Source organism: Actinomyces culturomici (genome assembly GCF_900499005.1).
GTDB lineage: Bacteria > Actinomycetota > Actinomycetes > Actinomycetales > Actinomycetaceae > Pauljensenia > Pauljensenia culturomici.
In genome coordinates this window covers 602,743-615,507 of the sequence record NZ_LS991316.1, presented here as the reverse complement: position 1 = coordinate 615,507, position 12,765 = coordinate 602,743, and the positions used below count along the sequence as shown (strand labels likewise).

12 protein-coding genes are annotated in these 12,765 nt (G+C 72.3%); all 12 read right to left on the bottom strand.

The features are described from left to right. Positions 1 to 16 precede the first annotated feature (16 nt). The 12 genes from DY157_RS02655 to DY157_RS02600 all read right to left on the bottom strand — a co-directional run bounded on the left by DY157_RS02655 (position 17) and on the right by DY157_RS02600 (position 12,764). Positions 17 to 682, bottom strand: a complete 666-nt coding sequence (locus tag DY157_RS02655) for a DivIVA domain-containing protein (protein WP_115727108.1) — start codon at positions 680 to 682, stop codon at positions 17 to 19. 209 nt (positions 683 to 891) lie between these two features. Further along, complete coding sequence (locus DY157_RS02650) at positions 892 to 1,194, bottom strand: YggT family protein (protein ID WP_115727107.1); 303 nt, start codon at positions 1,192 to 1,194, stop codon at positions 892 to 894. 4 nt (positions 1,195 to 1,198) lie between these two features. Next, positions 1,199 to 1,681, bottom strand: a complete 483-nt coding sequence (locus DY157_RS02645) for a cell division protein SepF (RefSeq protein WP_115727106.1) — start codon at positions 1,679 to 1,681, stop codon at positions 1,199 to 1,201. 105 nt (positions 1,682 to 1,786) lie between these two features. Then, on the bottom strand, positions 1,787 to 2,548 hold the full coding sequence (locus DY157_RS02640; RefSeq protein WP_115727105.1) for a polyphenol oxidase family protein: 762 nt from the start codon (positions 2,546 to 2,548) through the stop codon (positions 1,787 to 1,789). Between the two features lie 4 nt (positions 2,549 to 2,552). Continuing rightward, positions 2,553 to 3,818, bottom strand: coding sequence for a cell division protein FtsZ (ftsZ, locus tag DY157_RS02635; RefSeq protein WP_115727104.1), 1,266 nt, complete (start codon positions 3,816 to 3,818; stop codon positions 2,553 to 2,555). A gap of 131 nt (positions 3,819 to 3,949) precedes the next feature. Then, complete coding sequence (locus DY157_RS02630; protein ID WP_160159419.1) at positions 3,950 to 5,050, bottom strand: cell division protein FtsQ/DivIB; 1,101 nt, start codon at positions 5,048 to 5,050, stop codon at positions 3,950 to 3,952. After that, on the bottom strand, positions 5,047 to 6,387 hold the full coding sequence (gene murC, locus DY157_RS02625; protein WP_235827103.1) for a UDP-N-acetylmuramate--L-alanine ligase: 1,341 nt from the start codon (positions 6,385 to 6,387) through the stop codon (positions 5,047 to 5,049). Before murC ends, DY157_RS02630 begins: the two co-directional genes overlap by 4 nt. A 62-nt stretch (positions 6,388 to 6,449) precedes the next feature. Beyond that, positions 6,450 to 7,565: a UDP-N-acetylglucosamine--N-acetylmuramyl-(pentapeptide) pyrophosphoryl-undecaprenol N-acetylglucosamine transferase gene (locus DY157_RS02620; protein ID WP_115727102.1), complete on the bottom strand. Its 1,116-nt coding sequence runs from the start codon at positions 7,563 to 7,565 to the stop codon at positions 6,450 to 6,452. A gap of 7 nt (positions 7,566 to 7,572) precedes the next feature. Next, positions 7,573 to 8,856: an FtsW/RodA/SpoVE family cell cycle protein gene (locus DY157_RS02615; RefSeq protein ID WP_115727101.1), complete on the bottom strand. Its 1,284-nt coding sequence runs from the start codon at positions 8,854 to 8,856 to the stop codon at positions 7,573 to 7,575. Continuing rightward, on the bottom strand, positions 8,840 to 10,285 hold the full coding sequence (gene murD, locus DY157_RS02610) for a UDP-N-acetylmuramoyl-L-alanine--D-glutamate ligase (RefSeq protein ID WP_115727100.1): 1,446 nt from the start codon (positions 10,283 to 10,285) through the stop codon (positions 8,840 to 8,842). Before murD ends, DY157_RS02615 begins: the two co-directional genes overlap by 17 nt. Then, positions 10,282 to 11,367, bottom strand: a complete 1,086-nt coding sequence (mraY, locus tag DY157_RS02605; protein WP_115727099.1) for a phospho-N-acetylmuramoyl-pentapeptide-transferase — start codon at positions 11,365 to 11,367, stop codon at positions 10,282 to 10,284. The genes murD and mraY overlap by 4 nt, the downstream gene beginning before the upstream one ends. After that, on the bottom strand, positions 11,364 to 12,764 hold the full coding sequence (locus tag DY157_RS02600) for a UDP-N-acetylmuramoyl-tripeptide--D-alanyl-D-alanine ligase (protein ID WP_115727098.1): 1,401 nt from the start codon (positions 12,762 to 12,764) through the stop codon (positions 11,364 to 11,366). The genes mraY and DY157_RS02600 overlap by 4 nt, the downstream gene beginning before the upstream one ends. Between the last annotated feature and the right edge of the window lies 1 nt (position 12,765).

Sequence of the window (12,765 nt, the reverse complement as noted above, 5' to 3'; positions counted from 1 at the left end):
CGATGAATAAGGGCCGTCACTCCTCGGCGCCGGCGTTGACCTCGGAGAGGAGGTTCTCGAGGTGGCCGCGGAGGTTCGAGCGGTACTCGGACTCGAAGGTGCGGAGCTCGTTGATCTTCGTCTCGAGGAAGCCGCGCTGCTGATCGAGCTGCGCGAGGATCGTCTCGTGCTGGTTCTGCGCGTCGGCGACGATCTCGTCGCCCTTGGCGCGGGCCTCGGCGATGATCCGCTCGGACTCCTCCTTGCCGTCGCGGACGTACTCGTCGTGGACCCGCTGGGCGAGGGCGAGCATCGAGGTCGCGGACTGGGCGGGCTCGGGAACGACCTGGGCGGCGGGCGCGGCGACGGCGGCCACGGGGGCCTCCTCGGCGGGGGCCTCGACGACGGGCTCTTCGGCGGGCGCCTCCTCGACGACGGGCTCCTCGGCCGGAGCCTCCTCGACGACCGGTTCCTCGGCCGGAGCCGCTTCGACGGGGGCCTCGGCGCCGCTCGAGAGCTCGGCGATGCGGCGCTCGGCGGCCTCGAGCTTCTCCTTGAGGTCCTGGTTCTCGACGTTGAGGGAGTAGATCGTCGAGACGACCTCGTCGAGGAACTCGTCGACCTCGACCTGGTCGTATCCCTCGCGGAACTTGACGTACTGGAACTTCTTGTTCAGGACGTCCTCAGTGGTGAGCAGGGCCATGTTCTCGCCTCTCGGTATGGGGATCGATGCGGGTCCTCCCCATGAGGTCGGTCGCGCATCCGAGCGGCCGCGAACGACCGTTCATTGACACATCGAGGTCATCATAACCGACCCGATTGTCACAAGCACACCAATGACCACAGGAAATCCACGCCGTCGTCGCCATCCGATCACGGGAAACGCACTGCGCGCGAAGGAGATGAACGGATTCACCCGATCGCGTGGAGGAGGATCCCGATCCTCTGGAGAATGATCACCGCGATGAAGACGATCATGAAGCCGACGTCGAGCGCCACTCCCCCGCCGATGCGCAGCGGCGGGATCCTCCGCCGCAGCGCCTTGATCGGCGGATCGGTGAGCGCGTAGACGACGTTCGCGATGACGACCACGACGCCCTTCGGGGCGAAGCCGGGGATGAGGAATCGAATCCAGTCGAGGATCATCCGCACGAACATCACGAGCAGGTAGAGGCTCGCGAGCGTGTAGATCGCCCAGCCGAGGAATCCGAGCACGTCGTCAGCCCTGGTTGAAGAGCGAGCCGCGGCGCGAGCCGGCGATGTCGCCGGTGACCTCGACGGTGCGCGGCGAAAGGAGGAAGACGCGGTTCGTCACGCGCTCGATGACCCCGTGGAGGCCGAAGGTGAGGCCGGCGGCGAAGTCGACGAGGCGACGGGCGTCGTCCTCGGCCATGTCGGAGAGGTTGATGATGACGGGGGTGCCGGAGCGGAAGGCCTCGCCGATCGTCACGGCGTCGGAGTACGCGGACGGGTGGACGGTGACGATGCGTGAGAGGTCGGCGGCGTGCTCGACCTCGCGGACCTCGCGCGTCTCGCGGACCTCGCGGTGGAGCGGCGCGGTGAAGGGGCGCTCGACGGGGGCGATCTCGGTCACGGGAGCGATCTCCTCGAACTCCTCGAACTGCTCCTGGTCCTCGACGGCGTCCTCCGCCGAGTACCAGCCCATGAACTTGCGCGCCCTCGCGCCGAACGTCTCGCCCATTGTCTCCACTCCTCCACCCGGGATCGGCTTCGCCCAAGGTAGTGCGGGCCGCGGGCGCTGACGCGCAGGCGCGTCGGCATGTCGCGAGTCGATCCTCCGCGATCGTCAGCGCGGCGCGATGATCGCCGCGTTCCTCCCGCAGTGGGGGTCGCGACGGTAGGAGTGGAGCGCGGCGTCCTCGAGCGTGCAGCGGCCGTCGAGGCGCACGGCGGAGCAGCCGGCGCCCAGCAGTTCCGCCTCCGCGGCCCTCACGAGGTCGAGGGCGGGCGTTCCCCAGGAGGTCGTCGACGGGGACTCCGGGCGCGCCGCGCCGCACTCGTCGCGCATGGAGCCGGGCACCTCGTAGCAGCGCCCGCAGATCGCGGGTCCGATGTAGGCCTCGATCGGCGAGGCGGCGTCGAGGGCGCGGATCCGCTCGACGGCGGCCGTGAGGATCGAGTCGAAGAGCCCCCGGCGCCCGGCGTGGACGGCGGCGACGATCCGCCCGTCCGCTCCCGCGAGCAGGACCGGCAGGCAGTCGGCCGTCATCACGGCGACGGCCGGCGCCCCCTCCCAGTCGCGCGCGTCGACGACGAGGCCGTCGGCGTCGACGTGCGCGAGGGGATCGACGAGGTCGAGGGCGCGAGGGACCCCGTCGACGTCGGCGATCGGGCCGCTCGGCCCCTTCGAGGCGAGGGCGACGACCGACGAGTGGGTCTGGTTCATCCAGAGGATCGGCCGCCCGAGTGCGGACGCGAGGGAGCGGCGGCGCTCGAGGACCGCCGCGGGGTCGTCGCCGACGTGGTGGGCGATGTTGCCCCGCAAGGGGTCGGCGCCCCGGCCCGCCTCGACGAGGCGGATCGGGGCGCCGAGGAGTCCGGTGCTCACAGAATCAGCGGAGGAAGTCCGGGATGTCGAGGTCGGACGGCTTCTCCGACTCCTCGTCGAAGATCCGCGGGACCTCGAGCGACTGGTCCTCGTTGCGCTCGGGCTCGCGGACCGGGCGCTGGGTCGCGAGCGGGATCGCGCCGGTGCGGGTCGGGACGTCGACGACGGCGCGGTGCTGCGGGCGGACCGAGGGGACCTCGCCGAGCGTGCGCTGCGCGGGCGCGGCCGGAGCCGGAGCGGGCGCCGCGGCCGGAGCCGGAGCGGGCGCCTGGGCGGACGGGGCCTGGGCGGTGTTCTGCCAGGCGGCCATCGCGGCCTCCTCGGCGGCCTCGTCGAAGCCGGCGGCGATAATCGTCACGCGGATCTCGTCGCCGAGCGCGTCGTCGATGACGTTGCCGAAGATGATGTTCGCCTCCGGGTGCGCCGCCTCGCGGACGAGCTGCGAGGACTGGAAGATCTCCTGGAGCCCGAGGTTCGAGCCGCCCTGGAAGAACATGAGGACGCCGTGGGCGCCGTCGATCGAGGCCTCGAGCAGCGGCGAGGAGATCGCCGTCTCGACGGCGCGGAGCGCGCGGTCCTCGCCGGTGGCGGCGCCGATGCCCATGAGGGCCGAGCCCGCGTCCTTCATCACGGACTTCACGTCGTTGAAGTCGACGTTGATGAGGCCGGGGGTGGTGATGAGCTCGGTGATGCCCTGGACGCCGGAGAGGAGAACCTGGTCGGCGGCGCGGAACGCGTCGAGGACCGAGATGTTCGCGTCCGAGATCTCGAGGAGGCGGTCGTTGGGGATGACGATGAGGGTATCGACCTCGTCGCGGAGGTTCTCGACGCCGGTCTCGGCCTGGGCGGCGCGGCGGTTGCCCTCGAAGGAGAAGGGGCGTGTGACGACGCCGACCGTGAGGGCCCCGCCCTCGCGGGCGATGCGCGCGACGACGGGAGCGGCGCCCGTGCCGGTGCCGCCGCCCTCGCCGGCGGTGACGAAGACCATGTCGGCGCCCTCGAGGGACTCGGTGATCTCGTCGACGTGGTCCTCTGCGGCCTGGCGGCCGACGTTCGGGTCGGCGCCCGCTCCGAGCCCGTGGGTGAGGTCGCGGCCGATGTCGAGCTTCGTCTCGGCGTCGGACATGAGGAGCGCCTGGGCGTCAGTGTTGACGGCGATGAACTCGACGCCCTTGAGGCCGACTTCGATCATCCGGTTGACGGCGTTGACGCCGCCGCCGCCGACGCCGACGACCTTGATCACTGCGAGGTGGTTCTGCGGTGCCGCCATTGATTCGTCTCCCTTGCGAAAAGATCCTTCACCCTCAGGTTGAAGGTTGACCTTCTCCCTGCTCGTGTCCGGGAGAAAGGTAGGGAGGGTCCGGCCCTCCTTCAAGGGGACACGCGGGCGTGTCGCGCGCGTCAGGACGTCACGGGGTGCGCTGGCGCGGACACGTCGTAGACGGAGGCGCCGCGCTGGGCGACGAGCACCTCGAGGACCTTCGCCTTGAGGGCGGAGTCCTCGTTCGTCCCCCACTTGACGGTCGCGCCGTTCGTCAACGAGAGCGTGAGGGTCTTCCCGTCCGCGCTCACGAGCGCGACCTGCGGCTGGAGGACCTTGCCGAGCGCGTTCCAGACCGCGAGGGCGTCGGCCGCGGCTTCGGCCCTCCCCTCCTCCGCGGGGAGGGAGACGACGGGCAGCCCGTCGGGCAGTTCGGCGACGGTCCGGAACGCGACGCCGCCGGAGTCGACGAGTCGGTAGGCGCCCTGGGAGCCCTCCACCATCGCCGCCTCCCGCAGCGTGAGCGCGATTCCGAGGCCCGCGGGCCAGCGTCGCGTCACCGCCGCGCCGGCGACCACGGGATTCTTCTCGATCGCGGCCGCGATCGACGAGGTCGGGACGCGTGGGAGCGGGGTTCCCACGTAGGGCGTCGCCGCGGCGGTCGCTTCGGAGGCCGAGATGACGCCGTCCTGCGCGCCCGTCACCGTGATCCGGTTCGCGTCGAGCGCGAGGAGCGGCGAGAAGAGGAGCGCCCAGACGATCGCGGCGACGAGGGCGATGCCCGCGACGACGATGAATCCGGTGCGCGCGTAGAAGGCGCGCTTCGCGCGGTCCCTCTCGGCGCGGCGGGCGGCGAAGTCCGTCGCGGGCGCGGCGTCGCGCGACCCGAGGATCGACGCGGCGTCCGCCTGGCCGACGGGTCGGGAGAGCTCTGCGCGCGCGCCGCGGCCGGGCCGGACGGGGGACGGCGGGCGCAGAGGGCCGGTCCGTCGTCCCCGGCCGTTCGGCGCGGGCTCTCCGGCCAGCGGGGTCTCGGGCGACGAGGACGCGGCTCGGGCGCCTCGGGTGCCTGCGACCGGGGTTTCGGACTCGGAATTCGCGGCGCGGGCGACGGATCCGCCGGATCCGCGAGAAGACCCCGCCGACCCGGCGCCCGAGTTCCCCGCCGTGTCGGCGCGCGCGCTCCGCCCTCGTCGATCGGGTTCGGGGGCGGAGGGGCGCCGCGGGGCGGGCGGCTTCACGCGCGCCCCTGGGCGGACCGCCATTCGTCGAGGACGTCGTCGGCGCAGACGGTGATCGACCCGGCGCCCATCGTGAGGACGATGCCGTTCGGGCCGCACTCGCGGGCCGCCGTCCGGGCGGCCTCGTGCATGTCGGGGATGTAAAGGGCCCCCTCGACGCGGTCCGCGATGAGGGCGGAGGTGACGCCGGGCTCGGGGTCCTCTCGCGCCGCGTAGATGTCGGCGAGGACGACGCGGTCGGCGGCGGACAGGGCCTGCGCGAACCGGTCGGCGAAGAAGCGGGTGCGCGAGAAGAGGTGCGGCTGGAAGACGACGACGACCGGGGCTCCCTCGGCCGCGATCCGGGCCTCGGCGATCGCGGCGGCGACCTCGGTCGGGTGGTGGGCGTAGTCGTCGATGACGCGTTTGCCGTCGACCTCGCCGCGCAGTTCGAAGCGGCGGGCGGTGCCCGTGAAGGCGGAGAGGGCCTCGGCCATGGCGGTCGGCTCGACGCCGAGCTCGACGCCCGTCGTCCACGCGGCCGCGGCGTTGAGGATGTTGTGGAGGCCCGGCAGTCCGAGGGAGATGCGCGCGGACCGCTCGCCGAGGCGGACGGTCGCGGCGGTCGACGAGGGGCCGGCCTCGACCTCGTCGATGACGAGGTCCGGCGAGACGACCGACTCGGCGGGCCGGCCGTAGGCGACGACCCGCGTCCCGAGGGCGCGCGCGGACTGGGCGAGCCGCGCCGCGCCCGCGTCCTCGGCGCAGCAGACGAGCAGCCCGCCGTACTCGAGGCGCTTCGCGTACTCGACGAAGATCGCCTCGAAAGCCTCGGCGGTGCCGTAGCGGTCGAGGTGATCGGGCTCGACGTTCGTCACGACCTCGATGCGCGGCGAATAGTTGAGGAAGGAGCCGTCGGACTCGTCGGCCTCGGCGACGAAGACGTCGCCCGAGCCGAGGTGGGCGCCCGACCCGAATTGGGGGACGATCCCGCCGACCGCGACCGAGGGGTCGAGGCCCGCGGTCCTCAGGGCGACGGCGATCATGCCGGAGGTCGTCGTCTTCCCGTGCGCGCCGGCCACGCCGACGAAGCGCATGCCGGCGGCGGCGAGGGCGAGCGCCTGGGAGCGGTGGAGGACCTCCTGGCCGCGCTCGCGGGCGACGGCGAGCTCGGGGTTCGTCTCGCGGATCGCCGTCGAGACGACGACGGTCGCGTCCTCGGGGACGTTCGCGGCGTCGTGGCCGACGGCAGTCGCGATCCCGAGGGAGGCGAGCCGGGCGAGGACCTCGGAGTCGGCGCGGTCCGATCCGGAGACGCGGGCGCCGCGGGCGGCGAGGAGCTCGGCGACGACGGACATGCCGGCGCCCCCGATGCCGATGAAGTGGAAGGCGCCGTCGATGCGGGCGCGGGAGTTGTCGGTCACTTGTCGATCACCGTTTCGATGAGGTCGCAGAAGTCGGAGGCGGCGTCGACGCGCCCGAGGCCGGCCGAGGCGGCGGCCATCGTTTCGAGGTCGGTCGAGCCGAGGAGCGGGAACACGGTCCCCGCGACGTAGTCGGCGTCGAGGTCGGCGTCGTCGACGAGGAGGGCGCCCCCGGCCGCGACGTGGTCGTGGGCGTTGAGGCGCTGCTCGCCGTTGCCGATGGGGAGGGGGACGTAGACGCACGGGAGGCCGAGCGCCGTCATCTCGGCGACCGTTCCCGCTCCGGAGCGGCAGACGACGAGGTCGGCGACCGCGAGGGCGTCCTCCATCGTCGTGAGGTAGTCGAGGACGAGCCAGCGGTCGGTCAGCCCCGCCGTCTCGATCGCCTCGCGGACCGGGGCGTCCTTCCCGCGGCCGGTGAGGTGGACGACGCGCGCCTCCTCGGGGAGGCGGGTGGCCGCGGCGGTCATCGCCTCGTTGAGGTGGAGGGCGCCGAGCGAGCCGCCGGTGACGAGGAGGGTCGGGGCGTCGGGGTCGACGCCGAGCCGGGCGGCGGCCTCCTCTCGGGCCGGCCGCCTCGAGGCAGGGTCCTGGCGCTTGCGGGCGAGGTCGGCGATCGCGGGGCGCAGCGGCAGCCCCGTCACCTCGGTCCGTCCGCGAGCGGCCGTGAGGGGCGTGTTCGTGAAGGTGAGCGCGACGAGCGCGGCCGTCCGGGCGCCGACGCGATTGGCGAGGCCGGGGCGGGCGTTCTGCTCGTGGATGACGATCGGGACGCCGAGCCTCTTCGCGGCCCGGTACGCCGGGGTCGAGACGTAGCCGCCGAATCCGACGACGCAGTCCGCGCCGCGGACGACGTCCTCGCAGGCGGCGACGGCCCTGCGCCACTTGCGCGGGAACGCGAGGGCGGAGGGGGTGGGCCTGCGCGGGAAGGGGACCTTGTCGATGACGGAGAGCGCGAATCCGGCCGCCGGGACGAGGTCCGCCTCGAGCCCCTCCTTCGTGCCGAGGACGTCGACGTCGACGCCTCGGCGCCTCAGTTCGACGGCGGTCGAGAGGAGGGGGTTGACGTGTCCGGCGGTGCCACCGCCCGCGACGACGATCCTGCGAGTCACGATTCTCCTACCTTCCGCCGGTGGCCCGGTCGGCGCGCCTGCGCCGGGGCGCGATCCGCGGATCGCGCCCGCGGGTCGAGGGATCAGAATGCCCCCACATTGTCATACCAGCTTCCGCCCTCGCGAACGAGGCGACGACGCCGATGGCGACGGCGGTGAAGAGGAAGGAGGAGCCGCCGTACGAGACGAGCGGGAGCGGAACGCCGATGACGGGGCCGATCCCCGTCACCGAGAAGATGTTGACGACCGCCTGCACGCCGATCCACGAGGCGACGCCGCCGGCGACGATCGAGACGAAGGGGTCCTTCGCCGCGGCGGAGACCCGGATCATGCCCCACACGAGGAGGCCGAGCGCGATGAGGACGGAGAGCGTGCCGAGAAGCCCGAACTCCTCCCCGACGATCGCGAAGATGAAGTCCGTGTGGGCGGCCTGGAGATAGTTCCACTTCTCGCGCGAGGCGCCCGGCCCGAGGCCGGAGAGCCCGCCGGATCCGAAGGCCCACAGGGAGTGGTCGATCTGCTCGGGCGCGGAGACCGAGCGCGTCGATCCGCCCGGGAGGATCGCGAGGATGCGGCGGAGCCTCGTCGGGTTCGAGAAGACGAGGAAGGCGAGGACGGGCACGGCCGCGGCGAAGAGGGCGAGGAACCACTTCTTCGGCAGGCCCGCGACCCACAGCGCTCCGAAGGCGGCGGCCGCGACGATGAGCGAGGTGCCCATGTCGCCGCCGAGGAGGACGAAGACGATCGAGATCCCCGTGAGCCCGCCGGCCTTGACGAGCATCTGCCTCCAGTCCCCGAGCCTCGCGCCCGGGTGCGTGAGCGACTTCGCGAGCGCGAGGACGAGGGCGAGCTTGAGGAACTCGGACGGCTGGAGGAGGAAGGGCAGGCCGGGGATGTACACCCAGTTCGCATTGCCGCCCTCGGCGCGCCCGAGGGGCGTCCTCACGAGCGCCTGGAGGAAGAGCGCGATGCCGAAGAGCGACCACACGACGGGCTTCAGCGCGCCGATCGGCACGCGGTGGACGATGAAGGCGACGACCACGGCCACGAGGATGATGACGACCGGCCGCAGATAGGCGGTGTACGGATTCTCCCCCGCCGCGATCGCCGTGACCGACTGGGCGGAGAATCCCATGAGGAGCCCGAAGACCGTGAGGACGAGCGCCGGCACGATGACGAGGTAGTAGGTCGCCACCGGGGACGCGGGCTTCTCGGACGCGTCGCCCGAGCCGAGGACGATCCTCGGGATCGAGTTCCTCAGCCGGGCGAGCCGCTCACGCGCCGTCGCCATCGGCGCTCCCCCACCCGTCGGCGAGGCGCTGGACGGCGGCGGCGAAGACGTCGCCGCGCTGGCCGTAGTTGTCGAACTGGTCCCAGGACGCGCACGCGGGCGCGAGGACGACGACGTCGCCCGGTCGCGACAGGGCGACGGCCTCGTTGACGACGGAGAACATCCAGTCCTCGTGACCGTCGACCTCGACGACGGGCACGCCCGGCGCGCCCTCGGCGAGGGCGGCGAGCAGCGGCGCGCGGTCTTCGCCGATGACGACGACGCCGCGCAGGGTCGGGGCGACCGCCCCGATGAGCTCGGTGAAGTCCTGGCCCTTCGCGTCTCCTCCGAAGATCCAGATCGCGCGACCGGCGGGGATGCCCGCGAGCGACGCCTTCGCGGCGTGCGCGTTCGTCGCCTTGGAGTCGTCGATCCACGTGAGGTCGGCGGCGGTCCCGACGAGGGCGCGGCGGTGGCCGGCCGGGCGGAAGGCGCGAAGGCCCTCGGCGACCGCTTCGGGGGCGACGCCGTGGGCGCGCGCGAGGGCGGCCGCGGCGAGCGCGTCGGAGACCACCGCGGGGCTCGGATGCGGCCCGTAGGCGCCGGCGAGATCGGTGAGGTCGGCGAGGTGGAGCGCGCGCGTGCGCCGCTCCTCGAGGAAGGCCCGGTCGACGAGGGCGCCCTCGACGAGGCCCACCTGGGAGACGGCGGGCGTCCCGAGGGTCGTCCCGATCGCACGGGCTCCCTCGACGACGTCCGCGTTCTCCACCATCTCCTCGACGACGCGATCCGCCGCCGGGTAGACGCAGGCGACGCGCGTGCGCTCGTAGACGCGCGCCTTGTCGGCGGCGTAGGCCTCGGCGCTCCCGTGCCAGTCGAGGTGGTCGGCGTCGACGTTGAGGCAGATCGACGCCTCGGGCGAGACGGTGCGGACCGTGTGGAGCTGGAAGCTCGACATCTCGACGGCGAAGACCTCGGCGTCCGAGTCGATCGCCTCGGTGATCGGGGTGCCGATGTTGCCGACCTCGAGGGCGTTCTCGCCGTTCGCGCGCAGGATCGCGCCGAGCATGCCGACGGTCGTCGTCTTGCCGTTCGTCCCGGTGACGGCGAGCCAGGGGCGGCCGGCGCGGGGCCCCTCCTCCTGGAGGCGCCACGCGAGTTCGACCTCGCCCCACACGGACACTCCGGCCGTCTCGGCGCGCGCGAAGATCGGCGCGTGGGCGGGGATCCCCGGGGACACGACGACGAGGTCGGGGCCCCAGTCGAGCACGGCTCCCGCGAGTCGTTCCGGATCGGCCTGCGCCTCGACCTCGACGGCCTCCAGGCCGTCCGCCGGCACCTCCGGGGCGGAGCGGTCGAAGGCGCGGACCTCGCGCCCTCGTGAGACGAGGGCGCGCGCGGCGGCCCGACCGGACTTCCCCCAGCCGACGACGGCGACCTTCTCGCTCACAGGGAGGCCACCCACTCGGCGTAGAAGAGGCCCGCGCCGGCGATCGCGAAGAGCGCGGCGATGAGCCAGAAGCGGATGACGATCGTCACTTCCTTCCAGCCCTTGAGCTCGAAGTGGTGATGGAGCGGCGCCATTCGGAATACGCGCTTGCGGGTCGCTTTGAAGACGGAGATCTGGATGACGTCGGACATCGTGATGACGACGAAGAGGCCGCCGACGATGATCGCGAGGAACTCTGTGTTCGTGAGGATCGAGAGGCCGGCGACGGCGCCTCCGAGCGCGAGCGCGCCGGTATCGCCCATGAAGATCTGCGCGGGCGAGGCGTTCCACCAGAGGAAGCCGGCGAGCGCGCCGATGAGGGCGGTGCAGAAGATCGCGAGATCGAGCGGATCGCGGGTCGAGTAGCAGGCGAGGACGTTGTCGTTGCGCGAGTAGCACGACTCGATCCGCTGGAAGTAGGCGATGAAGGTGTAGGCGCCGAAGACGAAGATCGAGCAGCCGGTCGCGAGGCCGTCGAGGCCGTCGGTGAGGTTCACGGCGTTCGACCAGGCGGCGACGATGAAGTTCGTCCATATGAAGTAGAGGACGACGCCGACCGCCGTGCCCGCGAAGGCCAGCGTGAGGGCGGAGGGGCGGGCGAAGGAGATCGCCATCGATCCGGGCGTGATCCCGTGGACGTTCGGTCGTGAGAGCGACATCCACGCGAAGAGGACGGCGACCGCGATCTGACCGATGATCTTCCCGCCCGGATGGAGTCCGAGGGACCGCTGGCGCATGATCTTGATGCCGTCGTCGAGCAGGCCGATGAGCCCGAGGCCCGCGAAGAGGACGAGGAGGCAGAGGCCCGACCACGAGGGCCCCGCGCCCGACATCGCCGAGCCGACGAGCCAGGCGACGATCGTCGCGACGATGATGACGAGGCCGCCCATCGTCGGCGTGCCGCGCTTCGTGAGGTGCTGGGTGGGTCCGTCCTGTCGGATGAACTGGCCGTACTGGTGGGTGATGAGGAACCGGATGAGAACGGGCGTGCCGAGGATCGACAGCGCCATCGCGAGGATGAACGCCGTGATGAGACCGATCATCGCTGGGCTCCCTTCTCGCGGAGGAGATCCGCGACCTTCCACGACTCCGACCCGTAGGACCCCTTGACGAGGACGACGGAGCGGGGCTCCAGTCTCGCACAGAGGGCGTCGGCCGCTGCCTCGACATCGCCGACGGCCTCGCCCTCGACTCCGCGGGCCCCCTCGAGGTAGTGGGGGGCGTCGGCGCCGAGGACGACGAGCGACTTCGCTCCGGCGAGCGCGGCCATCGCCCCGACCTCGCGGTGGAGGGCGGCGGACTCCTCGCCGAGTTCGAGCATCTCGGAGAGGACCGCGAACTTCGGGCGCCCCTCCCCGATCGTCTCGAGGGCGGCGAGCCCGGCGCGCATCGAGTCGAGGTTCGCGTTGTACGCGTCGTCGATGAGCGTGAAGGGGACTCCGCCGATCTCGAGGTCGACGACGTCCATCCGGTGGGGGGACAGAGCGCCCTGGCCGTTGACCGCCGCGAGGACCGCGTCGAGGTCGAGGCCGAGGACGAGAGCGCCGCTGATCGCGGCGAGCGCGTTGTTGACGTGGTGGGCGCCGACGACTCCGAGGCGGACGGCGCCGGTCCCCTCGGGCGCCTCGAGGACGAACCGGGCGCGCCCGTGGTCGTCGATCGCGATGTCGCGGGCGCGCACGTCGGCGTTCGGATCCCCCTTCGCCGAGAAGGTGCGGACCGGGCCCTTCGCGAGGGGCACCATCGCGAGGACGCGCGGGTCGTCGGCGTTGAGGATCGCGCTCGCGCCCTCGACCGATCCGGTGAGGAGCTCCGCCTTCGCGTTCGCGATGCCCTCGACGGAGCCGAAGCCGCCGAGGTGCGCGTGGCCGACCATGAGTTCGATTGCGACGTCGGGCGGGGCGATCCGCGTGAGGTAGGCGATGTGGCCCGGCCCGGACGCACCCATCTCGAGAACCATCCAGCGCGTGTCCTCGTCGGCGGTGAGCACGGTGAGCGGGAGGCCGACCTCGTTGTTGAAGGAGAGCTTCGGGGCGACGGTCGGCGCGTCGGCGCGCAGGATCGAGTAGAGGAGGTCCTTCGTCGTCGTCTTCCCGGCCGAGCCGGTCATCGCGATCACCCGGAGGGGACCGCGGGACCGGAGGTCGGCGAGGTGCGCGCGAGCGAGCGCGCCGAGCGCCTCGGTCGACTCCGCGACTTCGATCTGGGCGACGGCGGGGTCGAGGTCGAGGACTCGCTCGACGAGGACCGCGACGGCCCCCCGTTCGAGCGCGGAGGCCGCGTAGGCGTGGCCGTCGGAGGTCTCCCCGCGACGGGCGATGTAGAGCGACCCGGCGCCGGCCTCTCGCGAATCGGTGACGATCGGGCCCGTGACGGCGACGTCGGGGCCGACGAGTCGTCCCCCGACCGCGTCGGCGATCCACTGAGCTGAGCGTTCCATG

Coding starts and splice junctions, on each gene's coding strand:
- DY157_RS02655 (WP_115727108.1), bottom strand. CDS start 682: ATGGCCCTGCTCACCACTGAGGACGTCCTGAACAAGAAGTTCCAGTAC.
- DY157_RS02645 (WP_115727106.1), bottom strand. CDS start 1,681: ATGGGCGAGACGTTCGGCGCGAGGGCGCGCAAGTTCATGGGCTGGTAC.
- ftsZ (WP_115727104.1), bottom strand. CDS start 3,818: ATGGCGGCACCGCAGAACCACCTCGCAGTGATCAAGGTCGTCGGCGTC.
- murC (WP_235827103.1), bottom strand. CDS start 6,387: ATGTCCGTCGTCGCCGAGCTCCTCGCCGCCCGCGGCGCCCGCGTCTCC.
- DY157_RS02615 (WP_115727101.1), bottom strand. CDS start 8,856: ATGGCGACGGCGCGTGAGCGGCTCGCCCGGCTGAGGAACTCGATCCCG.
- mraY (WP_115727099.1), bottom strand. CDS start 11,367: ATGATCGGTCTCATCACGGCGTTCATCCTCGCGATGGCGCTGTCGATC.
- DY157_RS02600 (WP_115727098.1), bottom strand. CDS start 12,764: ATGGAACGCTCAGCTCAGTGGATCGCCGACGCGGTCGGGGGACGACTC.